The sequence below is a fragment of the Janibacter sp. GXQ6167 genome, from assembly GCF_041365945.1.
Lineage (GTDB): Bacteria > Actinomycetota > Actinomycetes > Actinomycetales > Dermatophilaceae > JBGFSK01.
Map to the genome: position 1 here is coordinate 507,293 of NZ_JBGFSK010000001.1, position 20,208 is coordinate 527,500.

17 protein-coding genes and 1 tRNA gene are annotated in these 20,208 nt (G+C 68.7%); 10 read left to right on the plus strand and 8 right to left on the minus strand.

The genetic code is table 11. The annotated features are described in order from the left end of the window. Positions 1-59 precede the first annotated feature (59 nt). Entirely contained in the window at positions 60-986 is a 927-nt protein-coding gene (locus AB8K43_RS02300) for a LytR C-terminal domain-containing protein (RefSeq protein ID WP_370890922.1), read from the plus strand. After that, positions 983-2,182 (plus strand): pyrophosphate--fructose-6-phosphate 1-phosphotransferase, encoded by a 1,200-nt coding sequence (locus AB8K43_RS02305; RefSeq protein ID WP_370891208.1) that lies wholly within the window; start codon positions 983-985, stop codon positions 2,180-2,182. The genes AB8K43_RS02300 and AB8K43_RS02305 overlap by 4 nt, the downstream gene beginning before the upstream one ends. Before the next feature lie 61 nt (positions 2,183-2,243). Here AB8K43_RS02305 and AB8K43_RS02310 read toward each other — a convergent pair whose 3' ends face one another. The 4 genes from AB8K43_RS02310 to AB8K43_RS02325 all read right to left on the minus strand — a co-directional run bounded on the left by AB8K43_RS02310 (position 2,244) and on the right by AB8K43_RS02325 (position 9,712). Further along, positions 2,244-3,719 (minus strand): M1 family metallopeptidase, encoded by a 1,476-nt coding sequence (locus AB8K43_RS02310; protein ID WP_370890924.1) that lies wholly within the window; start codon positions 3,717-3,719, stop codon positions 2,244-2,246. Next, positions 3,720-7,700, minus strand: coding sequence for a Pls/PosA family non-ribosomal peptide synthetase (locus AB8K43_RS02315; protein WP_370890926.1), 3,981 nt, complete (start codon positions 7,698-7,700; stop codon positions 3,720-3,722). Positions 7,701-8,334: 634 nt separating this feature from the next. Continuing rightward, positions 8,335-8,411: transfer RNA gene (locus AB8K43_RS02320), tRNA-Pro, on the minus strand. 341 nt (positions 8,412-8,752) lie between these two features. Next, a complete protein-coding gene (locus AB8K43_RS02325) occupies positions 8,753-9,712 on the minus strand; it encodes a metallophosphoesterase (protein ID WP_370890928.1) in 960 nt (319 codons plus the stop codon). A 122-nt stretch (positions 9,713-9,834) separates the two neighbouring features. On the opposite strand from AB8K43_RS02325, the gene AB8K43_RS02330 reads away from it, so the two are divergent. After that, a complete protein-coding gene (locus AB8K43_RS02330; RefSeq protein WP_370890930.1) occupies positions 9,835-10,293 on the plus strand; it encodes a GatB/YqeY domain-containing protein in 459 nt (152 codons plus the stop codon). 80 nt (positions 10,294-10,373) lie between these two features. Here the strand turns inward: AB8K43_RS02330 and AB8K43_RS02335 are convergent, their stop codons facing one another. Then, positions 10,374-12,794, minus strand: coding sequence for a transglycosylase domain-containing protein (locus tag AB8K43_RS02335; RefSeq protein ID WP_370890932.1), 2,421 nt, complete (start codon positions 12,792-12,794; stop codon positions 10,374-10,376). A gap of 311 nt (positions 12,795-13,105) precedes the next feature. On the opposite strand from AB8K43_RS02335, the gene AB8K43_RS02340 reads away from it, so the two are divergent. Further along, complete coding sequence (locus AB8K43_RS02340; RefSeq protein ID WP_370891210.1) at positions 13,106-13,402, plus strand: WhiB family transcriptional regulator; 297 nt, start codon at positions 13,106-13,108, stop codon at positions 13,400-13,402. Between the two features lie 26 nt (positions 13,403-13,428). On the opposite strand, the gene AB8K43_RS02345 is transcribed toward AB8K43_RS02340, so the two are convergent. Together AB8K43_RS02345 and AB8K43_RS02350 are read right to left on the minus strand one after the other, a co-directional pair. Next, positions 13,429-14,583, minus strand: a complete 1,155-nt coding sequence (locus AB8K43_RS02345) for an ArsA family ATPase (RefSeq protein ID WP_370890934.1) — start codon at positions 14,581-14,583, stop codon at positions 13,429-13,431. Continuing rightward, positions 14,580-15,614 (minus strand): ArsA-related P-loop ATPase, encoded by a 1,035-nt coding sequence (locus AB8K43_RS02350; protein WP_370890936.1) that lies wholly within the window; start codon positions 15,612-15,614, stop codon positions 14,580-14,582. The genes AB8K43_RS02345 and AB8K43_RS02350 overlap by 4 nt, the downstream gene beginning before the upstream one ends. A gap of 28 nt (positions 15,615-15,642) precedes the next feature. Here AB8K43_RS02350 and AB8K43_RS02355 point away from each other — a divergent pair, with 28 nt between their 5' ends. From AB8K43_RS02355 to AB8K43_RS02370, 4 genes are read left to right on the plus strand one after another with little or no spacing between them, the layout of a single operon-like run. Beyond that, positions 15,643-15,801, plus strand: a complete 159-nt coding sequence (locus tag AB8K43_RS02355; protein WP_370890939.1) for a DUF4177 domain-containing protein — start codon at positions 15,643-15,645, stop codon at positions 15,799-15,801. Beyond that, positions 15,802-16,278, plus strand: coding sequence for a RidA family protein (locus AB8K43_RS02360; protein ID WP_370890941.1), 477 nt, complete (start codon positions 15,802-15,804; stop codon positions 16,276-16,278). Beyond that, positions 16,279-17,094 (plus strand): NUDIX hydrolase, encoded by an 816-nt coding sequence (locus tag AB8K43_RS02365; RefSeq protein ID WP_370890943.1) that lies wholly within the window; start codon positions 16,279-16,281, stop codon positions 17,092-17,094. Next, entirely contained in the window at positions 17,091-17,912 is an 822-nt protein-coding gene (locus AB8K43_RS02370) for an MBL fold metallo-hydrolase (RefSeq protein WP_370890944.1), read from the plus strand. The genes AB8K43_RS02365 and AB8K43_RS02370 overlap by 4 nt, the downstream gene beginning before the upstream one ends. A 123-nt stretch (positions 17,913-18,035) precedes the next feature. On the opposite strand, the gene AB8K43_RS02375 is transcribed toward AB8K43_RS02370, so the two are convergent. Next, positions 18,036-18,713, minus strand: coding sequence for a Crp/Fnr family transcriptional regulator (locus AB8K43_RS02375; RefSeq protein ID WP_370890946.1), 678 nt, complete (start codon positions 18,711-18,713; stop codon positions 18,036-18,038). Between the two features lie 56 nt (positions 18,714-18,769). Between AB8K43_RS02375 and nth the strand changes: the two genes are divergently transcribed. Then, entirely contained in the window at positions 18,770-19,492 is a 723-nt protein-coding gene (gene nth / locus AB8K43_RS02380) for an endonuclease III (protein WP_370890949.1), read from the plus strand. Beyond that, complete coding sequence (locus tag AB8K43_RS02385; protein WP_370890951.1) at positions 19,489-20,172, plus strand: CoA pyrophosphatase; 684 nt, start codon at positions 19,489-19,491, stop codon at positions 20,170-20,172. Before nth ends, AB8K43_RS02385 begins: the two co-directional genes overlap by 4 nt. The last annotated feature ends 36 nt before the right edge of the window (positions 20,173-20,208 follow it).

Consider the following 20,208-nt stretch of genomic DNA (forward strand, 5'->3'; position numbering starts at 1 on the left):
CATGTGACTGATGTGACGACAATGGAGAGGGAGCAGAGCCACGGGGTGAGGAGAGGCCGATGAGTGACGGTGGCGGATCGGGGACGAGGGCGCCAGGTGAGCGCCCCGGACACCGCGAGTACGAAGTGGTGCCCGTCGCCGAGCTCAGTCCGGTCGAGGCGGAGCAGTATCGGCGCCGGTGGTGGGTCAGGGTTGCCCTCTTCGTCTCCCTGCCGGGTCTGATCCTTGGCACGCTCACCGTCGCGACGGCCTACGGCTCATCGGTGTTGCGTGGCGGCGAGACCTGTCAACCGATTGTCCTTAGTGCCCCGGCCCGCAGCGACGTGCGCGTGCGGGTGCTCAACGCCAACGACACCGACGGGGTCGCGTCCGCCGTGGCGAGAACCCTCAAAGAGCGCGGCTTCACGGTCACCGATGTCGATAACGCCGACGACCGGACCTATGTCCGGGGGGTTGCCACGATCTACTACGGCAGCGCCGGACTGGATCACGCTCTGCTGCTCCAACGTCAGGTGCCGGGTGCCCGGCTGTGGTCCGACGGTCGCGACGGCTCGAGCGTCACCCTCGTCCTTGGGTATGGCTACCGCCAGTTGGTGGACGAACCCGCGCCTCCGCCGCCCATGCCCGACAAGGTCAAGGTCAACGTCTACAACACGACCTTCCGCGAGGGCCTGGCCCAAAGCGCCAGTGACGACCTCGCCGACCGCGGCTTTCGGATCGGCGACGTGGGGAACGATCCGCAGGCCTTCCACCTGCCCGATGACGTCGGCGTGATCCGCTACGGGCCCGACGGCGAGGGCGCCGCTCAGCGCCTCACGAACTACCTCGACGGTGTGCGGTTGCAGAAGGTGAGGCGCGACGGGACCACCGTCGACCTCGTCCTCGGTAACGGATACGGTGGAATCAAGCCTGCATCGAAGGTGCCGGCCCCCACCCCCTTCGTCCGTGCTGCCGAAAACATCGAGAGGCCGTGTCACGCACCATGACCGTTAAGACCGTTGCCATGCTCACCGCCGGAGGCCTCGCGCCCTGCCTGTCCTCCGCCGTCGGGGGCCTCATCTCGCGCTACACCGAGGTCGCCCCTGATGTGCGCATCATCGGGTACCTGGACGGGTACGCCGGGCTTCTCACCGGCAACAGCGTTGAGATCACCGACGAGGTGCGCGAGCATGCCGACCGGTTGCAGGGTTTTGGTGGCAGCCCCCTTGGCAATAGCCGCGTCAAGCTGACCAATGCCGAGGATCTCGTGCGGCGCGGTCTGGTGCCCGAAGGGGGTAACCCCCTTCAGATCGCGGCGGAGCAGTTGCAGGCCGACGGGGTCGATGTCCTCCACACGATCGGCGGCGACGACACCAACACGACGGCTGCGGACCTCGCCGCCTACCTCGCCGAGCACGACTACGGCCTGCAGGTTGTCGGGCTGCCGAAGACGATCGATAACGACGTCATCCCGATCCGGCAGAGCCTCGGCGCCTGGACCGCGGCCGAGCAGGGCGCGATCTTCGCCAAGAACATCATCGCCGAGCACTCCTCGAACCCGCGGATGCTGATCATTCACGAGATCATGGGTCGAAACTGCGGCTGGCTCACCGGTGCGACCTCGGTCCGCTACCGCGAGTGGCTGACCCAGCGTGAGTTCGTCCCCGCGATCGGCAATGACGAGCGGCGCTGGGATATCCACGCCGTCTACGTCCCCGAGCGCCACATCGACATGGAGGCCGAGGCCGAGCGCCTGCGGGCCGTCATGGACGAGTTGGGGTGCGTCAACATCTTCCTCTCCGAAGGAGCGGGCGTCTCCGACATCGTCGAGGCCATGGAGGCCGCGGGGACCGAGGTGCCGCGCGACCCCTTCGGTCACGTCCAGCTCGACAAGGTCAACCCCGGCGCATGGTTCGGCAAGCAGTTCGCTGAGCTCATCGGCGCCGAGAAGGTCATGGTGCAAAAGAGTGGGTACTTCTCCCGCTCGGCGGCCTCGAATCGTGAGGACCTCGCGCTCATCCATCGCTGCACCGAGTACGCGGTGGACGCGGCCCTGCGCGGTGAGTCGGGGGTCGTCGGTCAGGACGAGGAGCGCGGCGATGAACTGCGCGCGATCGAGTTCGATCGGATCGCGGGCGGCAAGGAATTCGACGTCGAAGTGGACTGGTTCCAGCAGCTGCTGAAGGACATCGGCCAGCCGTGAGCTGGGTCGAAGGGGGCGCCGCGATCGGTTGGGTCGCGGCGCCCCCTTCGCGTGTGACGCCTTAGGGCAACGGGGGAAGAGGAGCCTCGTCGAGCCAGGCCGCGAAGAGAGCTCCGAGATCGCGATCGGCGACGTCCTCCGCCGTGGCGATGAAGTCCTCGGTGGTCACGGTCGTGTACTTGTACCGCTCGACCCAGGTCCGCAGGACCCGGAAGAAGGTGTCGGAGCCGATCGTGAGGCGCAGGGCGTGGAGTAAGAGCGCGCCGCGCTTGTACACGCGGTCGTCGAACATGTCCTGCGGGCCGGGGTCGCCAAGCACGAGGTCTTGCGGGAGACGGGAGAGCTTCGCCCAGTGGGTGCGCGCCTGCTCATCGGTCGTCGCCAGCCCGGCCTCGGGAGACCAGAGCCACTCCGCGTAGCAGGCAAAGCCTTCGTGCAGCCAAATGTCCTTCCAGGCCGCGGCAGTGACGGCATTGCCGAACCACTGGTGAGCGAGCTCATGCGCGATGAGCCGCTGCGAGGGCCAATCCCGCGTGCAGTAGTTCGAACCGAAGGTGGAGAGCGTCTGCGACTCCAGGGGGATGTCGAGCCGGTCCGCGGTCACGACGGCGGTGTACTCGGCGAAGGGGTAGGGCCCGAAGAGCTTGGTGTAGAGCTCGATCATCGCGCCTTGATCGGCGAAGGCCGAGGTCGCTGCGCGCCGGAGCATCGGGGGAGCGGCGAGGGTCCAGGGCACGGTGCGGGAGCCGGCCGGCAGGCGTCCGAGTGAGGCCTTGGCGGGCTCGTGCCGGGTGAGTTCGTACTGGCCGATCTGGACCGTCGCGAGGTAGGGCGACATCGGCTCGGCCAGCTCGTAGCGCCACGTGGTGCGCTGCCCGCTCGTGCGACGGGAGGCGAGCACGCCATTCGCGACCACCGAGTAGGCGGAATCGGTCGTCACGGTGATCGTGTAGGTCGCCTTGTTGGCGGCCCGGTCGTTGCAGGGATACCAGCTCGGTGCCCCATGCGGCTGCGACGCGACGATGACGCCGTCATCGAGCTCCTCCCAGCCGGCGAGCCCGTCGATCCCACGCATCGGGTGCGGGTTCCCCCGGTAGGCCATCGTCAGCGTCATCTCGGTCCCAGCCGCGACCGCGCTCGCGAAGCGGATCGTGGTCTTGGCTCGGCTCTGTGACCAGCGCGCGACCTTGGCCCCCTTCGCCGAGAACTTCGTGATGCGCAGGTCGTTAAGGTCCAGGTCGATCGAGCGCACCGCGACGCGGGTGCGAAGGGAGATCACGGCTCGCCCGTCGAGGTGGTTGCCGAGGATGCGGTAAGTGAGGTCCAGGTCGTAGTGCGTGACGTCGTAGCGCGCATCGCCGTGTCGCGGCACGTAGGGATCGGGCGAGTCGCCGGTGCCGGTCAGGGCGACCTGCGCTGTCGTCACCGCGCTCGCCACGGCGTCCTTGGCGCCGTCGACATCGGCCGTCAATGCGTGCGCCGCAGCGGATGCCGCGGCTCGGGCGGCCTTCTTCGCGGAGGTGGGGCGAGTACTCACTTAGCTCTTTTCTCCCTTCACGCCGGGGATGGTGATCCGGCTGCCGACGACCTCGTCGTCTTCGATCCAGGGTCCGATGGGGTTGCCGATCCAGCGAGTGCCGTCCGGGATGGATTCGCCGCGCATGACCAGCGAAGCCGGTCCGACGGTGGCATGGCGACCGATGGTGGCGGCCGGCAGAATCACGCCGTTCGGGCCGAGAGTGGCGCCCTCCTTCAGCACGACGGTGTCCATTTGCAGGACTCGATCGTGGAAGAGGTGGGTCTGCACGACGCACCCGAGGTTGACGGTCGCGCCATCGCGCAACTCGATGAGGTCGGCCTCGGGCAGCCAGTAGGTGTCGCACCAGACGCCGCGGCCGATCTTCGCGCCCATCGCTCGATACCACAGGGTGAGGACCGGGGTGCCGATCGCGGCGCGGGCAAACCACGGCGCTGCGAGGACCTCGACGAAGGTGTCGGCGAGCTCATTGCGCCAAACGAAGGAGCTCCACAGCGGGTGCTCTCCAACGTGCATGCGCCCGACGAGGAGCCACTTGGCGGCGGTCGAGATCGCGGCCGCGATCGCGCCGCCGAGGATAAAGACCGGCCCGCCGAGGAGGACGGCGACCCAGACCCCCTTCGTCATTAGCCAGATGAGGGCGATCACGACGAAGAGGGAGAGCGCCGCGTGCGCCCACATCGGGATCAGGCGGCAGGTCTCGACGATGGCGCGCGCGACCCGCAGGCGCATCGGTGGGGCGAAGGTGCGGCCCGAGTCGGTCGTGGCGGACTCGCGACGAAGGCGCTGGGGTGGGCTGCCGAGCCAGGACGTGCCGGACTTGGCCTTGGTGCGGCGCGGGGCTGCGGAAAGGACCGCAACGAGGCCCTGTTTGGGGACCTTGCGGCCGGGCGCGGCCATGCCGGAGTTGCCGATAAAGGCGCGCTTGCCGATCTTGACCCGCTCGACGCGCAGCCAGCCGCCCCCGAGTTCGTAGCCGCCCACGAGAGTGTCGTCGGCGAGGAAGGCTCCGTCACCGACATCGGCGAACTTCGGGATCATCAGCGTGGTGGAGGCCTCGACGTCCTTACCAATGCGGGCGCCAAGGGCGCGCAGCCAGAGCGGGGTCAACGTCGATGAGTAGAGGGGGAAGAGCCAGGTGCGGGCCTCGTCGAGGAGGCGGATTGTCGACCAGGCTTGCCAGGCTTGGCGGCTGTAGACCGGGTGGCCTCCGGGGGTGAGACCGATCCCGAGCAGGCGGGTCGCGATCAGCACCAAGAGCGCGAGGATCACGTAGGCGAGGAGCGTCAGCGGGATGAGCCAGGCGAAGGCCTGGAGCGCGGCGGTTCGCGGGCCGGCATCGAGATCGATCAGGGCGATCCCGAGGGCGACCGCGATCCCGATCGCGACGATCGGCAGGCTCGCGAGGATGAGCGCCGAGTGCCAGTACGCGAGCCGCCAGGCGGGCTTATTGATCGGAGCTTCGTCCGACCACGGCCCGCGGGCCACCCCGGTGTGCACTGCGGGGGCACCGGACCAGGCCTCGCCGTCGGGGACCTTGCCGAAGACCGCCGACCCCGGAGCGACCTCGGCTCGCTTGCCGACATCGGCGCCGGGCAGCAGCGTGGATCGGGCACCGACGCGAGCTCGGGCGCGGACCCGGACGGGCCCGACGAGGACCCGGTCGCCGTCGATCCAATAGCTGCGCAGATCCACTTCGGGCTCGATCGAGGCTTCCTTGCCGAGCCGGAGCATTCCAGTGATCGGCGGAAGGGAGTGCAGCGCAGCGTGTTTGCCGATCTGCGCGCCGAGGAGCCGGGCGTAGAGCTTGATGAAGGGGGCGCTTGAGAGGGCGGTCGCGCCGATCTCATCGGCGAATCGCTCGGCGAACCAGATCCGCAGGTGGGTTCGGCTCCCGCGGCCATAGGTACCCGGCGTCACGCCGAGCAGGGTCAGTCGGGCGACGGCCACGGCGACGGCCATCCGGCCGAGCGGGAGGATCACGGTGAGCCAGCCGAGGATGAGGGCCCAGAGCGGCGCCTGGGGGAGCCAGGGGGCGCCGACGGTGAGATCGATGATCAGGGCAATCGTCGCGATCCAGGTCAGCCAGTGCGCGGCCGTCACTCCCCGCAGGATCACGGTGAGGGCGAGCTGGGTGATCTGAGAGCCGAGGCCGACCGGCCGGACCGCGGCGTTGAGGCGGCCGGTCGGGGAATCCATGTCCTCGAGGGCGGCGGCGAGGGAGCGCACGGTCGGGCGGTCGTACACCTCGCCGATGGTGACCTCGGGGTGGCGCTCACGCAGTCGGGCGACGAGTTGCGCGGCGGTGAGGCTCCCGCCGCCGAGGTCGAAGAAGTCGTCCTTGGGCCCCGGCGTCGCACCGAGGATCTCGGACCACACCTCCTGGAGCCAGCCTTCCGTCCCTTCGAGCGCTGGTGTGTCACCGGACTCCGCTGCACCCGGAAGGGGCCAGGGCAGGGCGTCACGGTCGACCTTGCCGGACGTGCGGGTGGGGAGGGTATCCACCACGGCCAACCGCGGGACGAGAGCGGCCGGCATGTCCTGGCGAAGGGAGTCGGCGCTGGCCTTGGCGTCAAAACCGTCGTCGACCGTCACGTAGCCGACGATCAGGGAGTTACCGGAGCCGGTCTTGCGGACCGCGGCGGCGGCGCCGCTCACCCCCGGGAGGTTGAGCAGCGCGGAGTCGATCTCGCCGAGTTCGATGCGGCGCCCGCCGACCTTCACCTGATCGTCGGCGCGGCCCAGGAACATCAGGCCGCTCGCGTGGGCGCGCACGAGGTCGCCACTGCGGTAGGCACGCTCCCACCCGAGCTGCTCGTGGGGAGCGTACTTCTCGGCATCCTTGGCCGGGTCGAGATAGCGGGCCAAGCCGACGCCCCCGATGATCAGCTCACCTTCGCCCCCTTCGCCGACGAGATTGCCGTCCTTATCCACGACGGCGAGATCCCAGCCGTCGAGTGGCAGGCCGATGCTGACCGGCCCGTCTCCGGTGACCTGAGTGCCGCAGGCGACGACCGTGGCTTCGGTCGGGCCGTAGGTGTTCCAGACCTCGCGGGTGGGCGTCGCGAGGCGCGCTGCGATCTCCGGCGGGAGGGCCTCGCCGCCCATGATGAGGAGGCGGACTTTGGCGAGAGCATCGGCGGGCCAGAGGGCGACCAGGGTGGGGACGGTCGAGACGATCGTGATGTCGTTGGCCTTCAGCCAGGGGCCGAGGTCCATCCCGGAGCGCACCAGCGAGCGAGGCGCCGGGACGAGGCAGGCACCGTAGCGCCAGGCGAGCCACATCTCCTCGCAACTGGCGTCGAAGGCCACGGAGAGGCCGGCCATCACTCGGTCATCGGGACCGATGGGCGCGTCCTGGAGGAACCAGTGCGACTCGGCGTCGACGAAGGCGGCGGCGTTGCGGTGGGTGACGGCGACCCCCTTCGGCGTCCCGGTCGAGCCCGAGGTGAAGATGATCCAGGCGTCGTCGTCGGTGCTCGGGTCACTCACTCCGCGGTGGGGGTCGAGGTCGCGAGCGTGCGCAGCGGCGGGGATTTCGCCGGTCGGAGCGTCGGCGTCGCCGCGCGGGTGAATCACGAGATCTGCGGTGATCACCGCAGCGACATCGGCTTCGCCGAAGACGGTCCGGGCCCGCTCATCGGGGTCATCGCGGTCCACCGGGACGTAGGCGCACCCGGCGACGAGGATGCCGACGATGGCGACGTAGAGATCCGTTGTGCCAGAAGGGATCCGGACTCCGACCCGGTCTCCGGGTTCGACGCCGATGTCCACGAGGCCAGCCGCGACCGCCTCGGCATGGGTCATCAGCTCGGTATAGGTGAGGGCCTCCGCGCCGTTGTCGACCGCGGCCTCGTCGGGATAGCGCGCGGCGGTGTCGTGGAGGATGTCGACGAGGGTGCGCGGCTGGGGCGCCCGGTCGCTGCGCAGCAAAGCGTCACGAAGCGGATCGGGCGCGCTGCTGGGCGAAGTAGTCGGCACGGGGGCAGTGTGTCAGGCATATGTGACGCCCATGTGACGCGGTGGACGAGTAGACCCGACCCGCAGCGCTTGCAGGCAAGTGAAGGCGCAACCGTCAACATAGCCTGCAACGCTGTTTTCGCTGGGCGCTCGACTAACTAGTCGTTACCAACAGCACGATCGGCGCGAGGATCACCAAGGCACTGACCCCGGTGGCGAATCCGGCAACGATCCGCAAGGCCACGACCCCCCAGCTGCGGGCTCCGCCACGGAGGGCTTTCCGCGCTTGCGCGAAGGCTATGGGCCCAAGGACGATTCCGGCGGGGGCCAAAAGCAGGCCGACAAGCGCGCACACCCAGGCGATTGCGAGCGGGGCGTCGCTCGACCACAAAGGGCGAGCCTGACGCTGCTGAGTCATGGCCCGCATTCTGTCAAGAAACTAAGCCGCCTGCGTTGCAACGGACGCGCAGCGCAGGATGAGGCACCCAAACGTCACCCTCCCGGGTTCGTAGGGCTAGTGGCGCAAGAGGGAGGAGCCGGGTACATCGCCTCGCTGCGCAGGAGCGGCTGGCGGATGACCGGCGGGTTCCGCGCGTCGAGAGGGAAGAAGGCAGAAATGGCGGACGCGTTTACCCAGGTCAGGGCCCCAGATAGATGGTCGGGGTGACAGGATTTGAACCTGCGACCTCTTCGTCCCGAACGAAGCGCGCTACCAAGCTGCGCCACACCCCGTGGCGATCTACGCGCGGCGAGTTCTCGCCCTTCGCAGATCATCGCCCCTTGCGAGGGCGACACCGCAGAATAACTCACCCCCGGCCCGGAGGCGTAATCGCCTCGACCGGTCCGGGTCGGGTAGGGCGCGGAAGGGGGCACTGGACGCGGAGGTAACCGCGTCCGGTGACCGTTTCCCCGGCCGGTCCGAGCGCGGAAGGGGCGGTGACGGGGAAAGGGTGATGGGGCGTGGATATGACACCGCCCGAGGTCATTTACCGCGTCCCGTCCCGAACCGCGTCCGCCGTCCGTTTCCGCGCCCTGCTTTTCAGAGCACCCGTCGGACTCGAGTCAGGTGCTCGCTAGGCGCGCGGCACCAACGTCATCAGCGTTGCCTCCGGGCGGCAGGCGAAACGCACCGGCGCATAGCGGGAGGTGCCGAGCCCTGCCGATACGTGCATCCACGCGGCCGAAGGGGGAGCCTCATGCGACGGCGTGGATCCGGCGCCCGGCCACCAGCGCGAGACGCCCCGCGCCCGCTTGCGGTCGAGATCGCAGTTGGTGACGATCGTCCCGTACCCGGGGAGGCAGAGCTGGCCACCGTGGGTGTGGCCGGCAATGAGAAGTTCGGCCCCATCGCTCGCCATCGCGTCGAGGACCTGCTGATAGGGGGCGTGGAGGACGCCGATGGTGAGGCCGGCATCGGGCGAGGCCGGCCCCGCGACCGCGGCGTAATCGTCACGCTGGATGTGGGGGTCGTCGACGCCGACGAGGTCGAGGCGTAGCCCGCGGACCGTCAGCGAGGTGCGAGCGTTATTGAGATCGGTCCATCCGCCGGCCGTCATCCCACCGATCAGTTCGTCGACAGGCAGGAGCACCCGCTCGGAGGGCGCGTCCGCGTAGCGGGAGGTGAGGTAGCGCGCCGGGTTGCGCAGGGTGGGCGCGAAGTAATCATTCGAGCCCATGACGAAGACGCCGGGCCGCGCAAAGAGTGGCTCCATCGCCTGGAGCGCCGTCGGCACGGCCTGCAGATGCGAGAGGTTGTCGCCGGTGTTGACGACGAGATCCGGCTCCAGCGCCGCCAGGTCGCGGACCCAGTCGATCTTGCGTTGCTGACTCGGGATGAGGTGCAGATCGCTCAACTGCAGGATGCGGATCGGGTCGGCCCCTTCGGGCAGGACCGGCAGGTCGTACCGCCGCAACGTATAGAGCGTCTTTTCGTACAGCGCCCAGCTCAACGCCGCCGCTCCCGCCAGGGCCACGGCACCTGCGGTCCGGGCGGCGGGATGCCGAAGGAAGGGCGAAGGGGGAGAAGCGCTCACGGCTCCATTGTCTCAGGCGCCCGCCCATCGGCGGTCCACGCGACCCGCGACGGGTCCTGTCGGGGCCGCCGCCAAGAAAATCCCGGTGGAGGCAGCGCGATCTGCCCTGCGAAGATGTCCCCATGACCGACACGCTCAAGGAAACCGTCCAGCACGACCTGCACACCGCCATGCGCGCCCGTGACCAGGTGCGTGCCGGGACGCTGCGGATGGTGCTGACCGCGATCACCAATGAAGAGGTCGCCGGGTCGACCCATCGCGACCTCAGCGACGCCGACGTGCTGAAGGTCATCGCCAAGGAAGGCAAGAAGCGCAAGGAGGCGGCCAGCGCCTACCGCGACGCCGACCGGCCGGAACTCGCCGAGAAGGAAGAGGCAGAACTGGCCGTCATCGAGGGGTACCTCCCGGCGCAGCTCGACGACGCCGAGCTCGCCCGCATCGTCGATGGCGCGGTGGAGAGCCTCGGGGCCACGTCGATGGCGCAGATGGGCGCGGTGATGAAGGCCGTCCAGACCGAGGTCGCGGGTCGGGCCGACGGCGGCGCGATCGCCGCCCTGGTGAAGGCGCGCCTCACGCGCTGACGCGCTCCTCGGCAGACCGAAGGGGGCGAGCTCACCTGATGCGGTGAGCTCGCCCCCTTCGTCGAGGTCAGACGGGCCGGTTAGTCGTTGGTCTTCGACGGTTTCGGCTTCTTATTGTCCTTCTTCGGTTTTTCCTTCTTCGGCTCTTCCTTCTTGGGAGCCGGCGGCGGCAAGGGCGCCCGGCCGGTCGACACTTGGATCGTCACCACGCTGCCGCGCCCGGTCGAGCCCGACGGACTGGTCCCGACCACCGTTCCGGCCGCCGCCGTCGTGTTGATCAAGGTGGCATTGACCGAGAAGCCAGCTCGTTGCAGCGCCTGCTCGGCCTGTGGCTGAGTCATACCGATCACCGAGGGGATGCTCACCTGCTCGCCGGACTGGATCTCCTGCGAAGGGCTGGTGAACTGCTTCATCGGCATCCCCGACGATGCATCGTCGACGATCCGCTTCCACAAAGGGGCCGCGATCGTGCCACCGAAAACGCTCCCGTAGGCCCGTCCGTTGAGCACGACGCCGTCCATGCGCTTTTCGGTGATCGGGGTCCCGACCCACACGGCCGAGGCGAGCTGCGGGGTGTATCCGACGAACCAGGACTGGCGGTGGCCGTCCGTGGTACCGGTCTTACCGGCAGCGACGCGGCCACCGTTCAGCTGAGCGCCCCTCGCCGTGCCGTTCTTGATCGGCCCCTCGAGCAGTTGGGTCACGCCGCGCGCGACGCCGGGCTTGAGCACCTGCTTGCACTCCGGCTGGGCGATCTTGATCTCTTTGCCGCGGGCCGTGGTGATCTTCTCGATCGGGTTCGGCGGGCAGTACTTGCCGTCGGCGGCCAAGGTGGCGTAGGAGTTGGCGAGCTGAAGGGGGGTCGAGGCGTCGGCGCCGAGCACGATGCTCGAGATCGCGTACTCACCCTTGATTTTCTCACCCGTGTTCGGGTCATTGACGAGCCCGTACTGGTTGCCGTTGCCGTCCTGCAGGCCCATCCGGTCCATGACCTTGGGCAACTTGCAGGAGCCGACCACGTGGGCGAGTTCAGCGAAGGCGGTGTTAATCGACTGCGCCGTCATCTCGGCGAGGGTGATCGTGCCGCCGTCGTTGAAGTCGTTTCGAACCTCCCAGTTGGCACCCGAACAATGATCCTGGAAGTAGTTGTACTGGTACGTGTGCGGGCTGCTCGGACCGGCCTGGTCGGCATTCACCGACGCGGTGATCGGCATCCCCATCTCCAAGGCGGCGACCAGGTTGTACATCTTGGCGGTCGAACCGATCGCGAAGCCGCGGGTTCCGCCGTATTCGGACGGCACCGACCAGGCCTGCTCGGTGTAGCGCGCGGTGGAGCGCTTCAGGCCGATCTTGTAGTCGGAGGATTGAGCGATCGCGCGCACCTTGCCGGTGCCCGGCTCGACGAGCGCCGCCGCGGCACCAATGTTGTGGGAGTTCGTGGGCGGGACCGTCGAGCGCAGGTCGCGCTCCATCTTCAACTGCCAGTCGCGGCGCAGCGTCGTCTTGATCCGCAGCCCGCCGGTCGTCACCGCGAGCTGACGCGCGTCGGGGTCGGGCCCGAGCTCTGGCATCGTGCGCAGGTAGGCCATCACGTAGTTGCAGAAGTAGGGGTCGACCGACTTGGTGCAGGTGCCGCCCTCGTTCTTCTTCAGCTTCAGTGACTTCTTGACCGAGGTGGACTTCGCCTTCTTCGCCGACTTCTCGGTCACCATCCCGAGCTGCAGCATCCGGTCGATCACAAGGTCGCGGCGCTCTTGCACCCCTTCTGGGTTGGTGCGCGGGTTCAGGACGCCGGGTGACTGCACGACCCCGGCGAGAGTCGCCGACTCGGCGAGATTGAGCTTCGCCGCGGGCTTGCTGAAGTAGTGCTGAGCGGCAGCCTCGATGCCGTAGGCCTGATCGCCGTAGTACACGAGGTTGAGGTAGCCCGAGAGGATCTGGTCCTTCGTCATCGTCTTTTCGATGCTGAGGGCGTACTTCATCTGCTGCACCTTGCGGCTGTACGTCGGTGCGATGGCGGCAGCAGCGGCTTCCTTATCGTCGTTTCGCAGAGCCTTTTCCTGCTCCATGATCTTCACGTACTGCTGGGTGATCGACGAGCCACCCTGGGTGGAGTCGGAGCCGAGGTTGTTGACGAAGGCGCGCATGGTGCCGCGGATATCCATGCCACCGTGCTCGTAAAAGCGGCTGTCCTCGATCGCCAACTGCGCCTTGCGCATGATCGGAGCGACCTTATTAAGAGGCACCACGACCCGGTTGGCGTCGTAGGGGGTCGCGAGGACCTTGTTATCGGCCGAAAGGATCTTGGACTGCTCGGCGAGCACGCTCGGCGTGAACTCGTCATCGATGTCGTTAAAGCCCTGCACGGTGGCCTTGGTAACCGACCCGCTCGCTCCGGCGAGGGGCATCAGTAACCCGGCGCTGATCAGGCCCATCCCGACCGCAACCGCGAGAAAGGCCCCCAGCAGACTCGCGAGGTGGGGCATGGCTGAGCGACGCATGAGGGCCAGGATACGGGCGATTCCTGAGAGTTCCGCTGATCGCGCGCCACGGGTGTCGCCATAGGCGCGCTCGTGATCAGGAAGCGGACGCCAACGCCGCATTGTGGCCCTTCGAGGCGGTCCGCAGGGCTTTACGGCCGGCCGTGTCCACAAAACGGCCCATAGTGACTAGTCACTTCGGGCGGGTGGGGGGTGAGTCGGTCGGGTGATGTTGCCGACGAGTAATGATCCGTATGGTTCAGATGTTGGAGATTTTGCTGGGTCCGTGGAGGGGAAGCGACGTGAGTGTGACGCCGCGCGTACAGGCGCCGATGGGGCGCTGGGTCGATGACTGGGCGCAACTGGGTCGGTGTGCCACCGATGACCCGGACGCATTGTTTGTCCCCGGCAAGGATCAGCGGACCGCAAAACTCGTCTGCCGGGGCTGCCCGGTGGTCGCCGAGTGCCTCGCCGACGCGCTCGACAACCGGACCGAGTTCGGGGTCTGGGGCGGGATGACCGAGCGCGAGCGTCGGGCGCTCCTGCGCAGGCATCCCGACGTCGACTCCTGGAAGAGCCTCTTCGCCCAGGCCAAAGAGGCCGAACTCCCCGCGGTCGCGGCCGGCTAACTCCGCACGGGCGCGACCTTTGTGCGCTAGGCGCCGAGGGCCGCGCCGATTTCCCGCAGCCCATCGATGTCGTGAACATCGACCGCCTGCGTCGGGACGACCTTGACCCCGATGCCCGGGTGGCTCGCGCGGAAGCGCCCGATCACGCCCCGGTGTCGGGTCGCGGTCTCGGCGAGATCGACATGGATCCGCAGCAGGGCGGCCGCAAGCGAGTGCCCTGAGCCTTCCGACTCCAGGCGATCCGCGGCCTCTTCGGCCCGACCCGCCCCGAGTTGCTTGGCTCCGAGGACCTGCGCTCGGTTGACGACGACCCCCGCGAGCGGCATCCCATCGGAGGCCAGCCGTTCGATGAAGTAACTCGCCTCGCGAACCGCGTCCCGCTCCGGAGCAGCCACCACGACGAAGGCGGTTTCGGGCCGCCCGAGGAGCGCATAGGTCTGTTCGGCGCGCTCGCGGAAACCACCAAACATGGTGTCGGTGGCCGCGACGAAGGTCTGGACATCCTGGAGCATCTGCCCGCCGAGCAGCTTGGTCATCACCATGCTCGCGACATTGACGCCCGCGGAGAAGATCTTCAGGCCCGCTCGACCACCCGCGCGGGCGGGGGCCATCAGCAACCGGATAAACCGGCCATCGAGGAAGGACCCGAGGCGCTTCGGCGCATCAAGGAAGTCGAGCGCGGAGCGCGACGGCGGGGTGTCGACGATCACGAGATCCCAGTCGCGCTCACCGTCGGCCATTTGGGTCCGCAGTTGCCCGAGCTTTTCCATCGCCATGTACTCCTGCGTCCCGGCGAAGGAACTCGACATCGCTTGATAGAAGGGGTTCTGCAGGATCTGCGCGGCCTTGTCCGGGGTCGCGTGGGCCTCGACGACCTCATCGAAGGTCCGCTTCATGTCCAGCATCATCGCGTCGAGCGAACCCCCCTTCGAGGTGTCGACGCCAGCGACCGGGCGCGGGGTGTTGTCGAGCGCGGTGAGGCCGAGGGATTGGGCGAGGCGCAACGCCGGGTCGATGGTGAGGACCACCACGCGGCGGCCCTCCTCGGCGGCGCGGAGCGCGAGCGCTGCGGCCGTGGTCGTCTTGCCCACACCGCCGGAGCCGCAGCAGACGACGACCCGGATCTCGGGATCGGCGATCAGCGCGTCGACGTCGAAGGGAGTGTCCGTCACCTTGCTCATGCGAACATTCCTTCCTCTTCGAGGGTCTGGGCCAGCACGGCGAGACCACCGCTTTCGATGCCGTCCGCGAGACGCGGCAGGCGGCGAAGGGGCAGGCCCACGCCGTGGAGGACCTCCTCCTGCTCGGCCTGAAGCCGGGTGCGCTCCACGTGGTCGCGCCCCTCGGTGAGCAGGCCGTGGACCATGGCCTCGGTGGGGTTGATTCCGCCGAGCTCGAGACCATGTCGGAGGTTGTCGCGGATGCCTTCGTCGGTGAAGCCCTCGGCGAGGGCTGCCTCTTCGTCGGCGCCGAGGCGCAGGTCATGGACCATGTTCACGATCACCGACCCGACCCGCAGGGATTGATTGGTGAGCTCGGTGACCGCATCGACGGTCTCCTGGACCGGCATCTCCTCGAGCAGCGTGACGAGGTGCACCTCGGTCTGCGGGCTCCGGAGCATCTCGGTGATCGAGTCGGCCTGCTTGCGGATCGGCCCGACGCGGGCAACCTCGGAGACCTCGGCGTTGACCCCAAGGACCTTGCCGATCCGCCCCGTCGGCGGAGCGTCGAGGACGATGGCGTCATACACGGGGTAGGTGGACCCCTTCGAGCGAGCAGTGCGGCCGACGGCCTCGTAGACCTTGCCGACGAGGAGCACGTCGCGCACGCCTGGCGCGATGGTGGTGGCGAAGTCGACCGCCCCGACCTTCTCGAGGACCGAGCCGGCGCGACCCAATTTGTAGAACGTGTGGAGGTACTCAAGCAGCGCGCTCTTGGCGTCGACGGCGAGGCCGACGACCTCGCCACCGCTTGGGTCGGAGACGATCGTGCGCTCCTCGGGGCCGAGCGGAGCGACATCGAAGGCCTGCGAAATGCCTTGCCGCCCTTCGATTTCCACGAGCAGGACCTTCATCCCCCGGGCGGCGAGGGCGAGTGCCATCGCGCAGGCGACGGTGGTCTTGCCGGTTCCGCCCTTCCCGCTCACGACGTGCAGGCGCACGGGAGAGGTGTAGCGCGGGCGACGGTTCTCGGGTTCGGTTCGGGCGGGCACGTCCTAAGCCTACGAGTAGGGTGCCGCCATGACTCAGTGGGAGTACGCAACCGTGCCGCTCATCGTCCACGCGACCAAGCAGATCCTCGACCAGTGGGGCCAGGACGGGTGGGAACTCGTCCAGGTCGTGCCGGGTCCCGATGGCACCGGGCTGGTCGCCTACCTCAAGCGGCCGAAGGGGGCTTAGGTGTCGGCCGTCGAGGACCGCCTCGCGGAGGTCGGGCTGAGCATCCCCGAGGTGACGGCGCCCCTCGCGGCGTATGTGCCCGCTCACCGGGACGGCGATCTGGTCTGGACCTCGGGCCAGTTGCCTTTTGTCGCAGGGGAACTCACCATTTCCGGCAAGGTCGGTGAGAGCGACGGCCTGGTGTCGGCGGCGGAGGCTGGCGACGCCGCGCGGCTCTGCGCGCTGAACGCGATCGCCGCCATCAAGTCCGTCGTCGGGGACCTGGACCGGGTCCAGCGGGTCGTCAAGGTCGTCGGATTTGTCGCCTCCGACCCGGGCTTCACCGGCCAGCCCGCTGTCATCAACGGCGCCTCGGAGCTCCTCGCCACCGCCTTCGGCGAGGCTGGGGTCCACGCTCGCTCCGCCGTGGGCGTCGCGGTCCTCCCCCTCGATGCACCCGTGGAGGTCGAGGTCGTCGTCCGGGTCGCCGGCGAGTAGATGGCGACGCGCGACTTCTCCCTTCGGCAGGTGCAGCAAGCACTGCTGACCGACGCCGCTGCGCGCTCTGCGAACCCCGCCGAACCGCGGCTCGCCGCGACGGTGATGCTGGTGCGTGACGGCGACGGGGTCGAGGTCTTCATGCAGCGCCGGGTCGCGTCGATGGCCTTCGCGCCGTCGATGCACGTCTTCCCGGGTGGGGGAGCGGACCCCCGCGACGCCGAGGGAGTGCCGTGGGCGGGCCCGACGCCGAGCGAATGGGCCGAGCTGATGGGCCTGCCCGGGGCCGAGGCGCGAATGCTCGTCGCGGCCGCCGTGCGGGAACTCTATGAGGAGGCCGGGGTGCTGCTGGCCTCTCCCGAAGGGGGCGAGCCCGCCCCCTTCGCGCACGATGTGGCGGTCGAGCACCGGCGCCGGCTGGTGGCCCGCGAGGTCTCGTTCGGCGAACTGCTGCGCGAAGAGGGCCTCGTGCTTCGCAGTGATCTGCTGCGCGTTCGGGCGCGGTGGATCAGCCCGGCGATCGAGCCGCGACGCTACGACACGTGGTTCTTCGTCGCGCAGGTCCCTCCGGGGCAGACCGCTGACGATGCGACCAGCGAGGTCGATCATGCGGCGTGGGCCGTGCCGCGGGAGATCCTCGCCCGATATCACCGCGATGAGGTCGTGATGCTGCCGCCGACCGTGGTGAGTGTCGAAGGGGTCGGCGCCGCGCCCGATGTGGCGAGCCTCTTGATGGAGCCTGCCGAGTTGACCCCCGTCCTGCCGGTGCTCGCCGAGACCGCTGACGGCCCGGTGATGAGGATCGACCTGCCATGAGCACCCCGGCCCCCGAGCCGTCGGCTCCCTTCGGCGGGTGGACCGGCGGAGACTTCGGGCGGCACGCGCATTGCCTGCTCCAGGGCAACCCCGGGCCGATGACCCTCGATGGGACGAACACCTGGGTCGTGATGGCGCCCGGCTCCACGAGCGCGCTCGTGATCGATCCGGGCAATGACGAGGACGGGCCGAGGTCGCATCAGCAGCGGATCGTCGAGCACGTGGAGCGCTTGGGCGCTCGGATCACTCGGATCGTGCTCACCCACGGCCACCTCGACCACAGCGAGGGCGCGCCGCGCTTGGCCCGGCTCACGGGAGCGCCGGTCCAGGCCGTGGGACGCGGCCACGATGACCTCGCCGACGGTGATGTCCTCGACGCCGGGGGGACCGAGCTGCGGGTCGTGGCGACCCCCGGCCACACGGCGGACTCGATCTCCTTCGCCCTTCCGGCCGAGCACGCCCTGCTGACGGGCGACACGGTGCTTGGGCGCGGCACAACGGTCGTGGCCCATCCCGATGGGGAGCTCGAGGCGTACCTCGATTCGCTCGAGCGGATCGCCGCCCTCACCGGTGGTGGGGACGTGACCGCGATCCTGCCCGGCCATGGTCCGGTCGTCCCCGATGCGGCGGCGATGGTCGATTACTACCGGGTGCATCGCCGCGAACGCCTCGAGCAGGTCCGCTCGGCCCTCGCCGATGGCGCAGTCACGGCCGATGACGTGGTCGAGCGGGTGTATGCGGACGTGCCGCGCGAGGTCTGGCCAGCGGCCCGGCTCTCGGTCCTGGCCCAGTTGGCCTACCTACGCCGGTCCAGCTGACCCCCTTCGCCACCCCACCTCGACCGACTTTGCTTAAGCAACGCCTAGATGCTCACCCTCCAGGGTGAGCAACGAGGACGTGCTTAAGCAAAGACGGGAGGGGAAGGGGGGAGGGGGTTGGGGTTAGCGGGCGCGGCGTTGGAGGCGCTCGACGTCGAGCAGGAGCACGGCGCGGGCTTCGAGGCGCAGCCAGCCGCGGGTGGCGAAGTCGGCGAGGGCCTTGTTGACCGTCTCGCGCGAGGCGCCAACGAGCTGGGCGAGCTCCTCCTGCGTGAGGTCGTGCGCGACGAGGATCCCATCCTCGACCGGCCGACCGAAGCGCTTGCTGAGCTCCAGCAACGCCTTCGCGACGCGGCCCGGGACATCGGTGAAGACGAGGTCGGCGAGGTTTTCGTTCGTGCGCCGCAGGCGGCGGGCGAGCGCGGCGAGGAGCGTCGAGGCGATCCGCGGGTGCTCGATCAGCAACTGCTGGAGCTGCTCGTGGCCGAGCCCGATGAGCTGGGTCTCGGCGACGGCGGTCGCGGTGGCAGTGCGTGAACCCGGGTCGAAGAGGGTGAGCTCACCGAACATCTCCGATGGGCCGAGGATCGCGAGGAGGTTCTCGCGGCCGTCGGTGCTCGAACAGCCGAGCTTCACCTTGCCCTCGGTGATGATGTACAACCGATCGCCCTGATCGCCCTCATGGAAGAGGATGTCTCCTCGTTCCATGCGCACGGCCTGCATCGAGGCCATAATTTCGCGCGCGGAGTCATCGTCCAGGGTCGCAAAGAGAGGGGCTCGCCTCACCACGTCAAGGTCCACGGGCCATAGTGTGCCACGTCACCTTCCCGGTCGTGGCAGGTCGTAGGGTGGTCGGCGTGCCCGAAACCCCGCTCGCGCTCACGCGCCGCGCACGCAAGACCTACCGGATCCTGCGCGATCGCTACCCCTACGCGCACTGCGAACTCGACTTCCGCAGCCCCCTTCAACTGCTGATCGCGACCGTGCTGTCCGCACAGAGCACCGATGTCGGTGTGAACAAGGTGACGCCGATCCTCTTCGCCCGCTACCCCACCGCGGAGGACCTCGCGGGTGCCGACCCGGCCGAAATGGAGGAGATCCTGCGGCCCACCGGCTTCTACCGGGCGAAGACGCGCTCGGTGATCGGCCTCAGCCAAGCGATCGTCGAGCGCTTCGGCGGCGAGGTCCCGGCGCGCTTGAAGGACCTCGTGACCCTCCCGGGAGTAGGGCGCAAGACGGCAAACGTGGTGTTAGGCAACGCCTTCGGGATCCCGGGCCTCACGGTAGACACCCACTTCGGGCGTCTCGTGCGGCGGCTCGGGTGGACCGAGGAGACCGATCCGGTCGTCGTCGAGCAGGTGGTCGGCGCCCTCTTCCCTCGCCGGGACTGGACGATGCTGAGCCACGTGCTGATCTTCCACGGGCGGCGCACGTGCCATGCCCGCCGCCCGGCCTGTGGGGCCTGCCCGGTCACCGCGCTCTGCCCGTCGTACGGGATCGGGGAGACCGACCCGGAGGCCGCCGCGAAACTGCTCAAGTACGAACTCGCTCCCGGCGCGAAGGGGGTGCCCGCCCCGTGAGCGATGACCGCGCGATCCCGGCGTGGGTTCGGCGTGTCGGGCCCACGATCGCGCAGGACACCCCTGACTGGTTCACCCGCTTCGCCCCGCCGGATGACGTCGCGCGGGTCTCGGCCGTGCTGATCCTGGTGGGCCCCGACGAGCGCGGCGGCGAGGACATCATCTTGACTGAGCGCACGGCTCACCTGCGCTCGCACGCGGGGCAGGTGTCCTTCCCCGGCGGGCGGCTCGACCCGGGGGAGGGGCCGGTCGACGCGGCGCTGCGAGAGTCCCACGAAGAGGTGGGTCTGGACCCGAGCGGCGTCGAGATCGTCGACACCCTGCCGCCGCTCTATCTCACCCCGAGCAGCAACGCCGTCCACCCGGTCATCGGGTGGTGGAGCGAACCGCACCCGGTCGGAGTGAAGTCCGCGTTCGAGGTCGAGCGGGTCGTCCGGGCACCCGTCGCCGATCTCACCGATCCGGCGAATCGCTTCACGGTGACGGCTCCTGGGGGCTATCACGGGCCCGGGTTTGAGATCGAGGGTCTCTTCGTCTGGGGGTTCACCGCTCAGTTGCTGACGACGGTCCTCGACGCCGGCGGGGTCGCGCGGCCGTGGGACGAAGGGCGCCGCCGCCGCCTGCCCCTTAAGATGCTGAGCCCCTACTTGCGCCGGTGGGGCGGGACGGGGCGCCGCTAGCACCCTTCCCCTTCCCGTTCGATGTATCCCACGGTC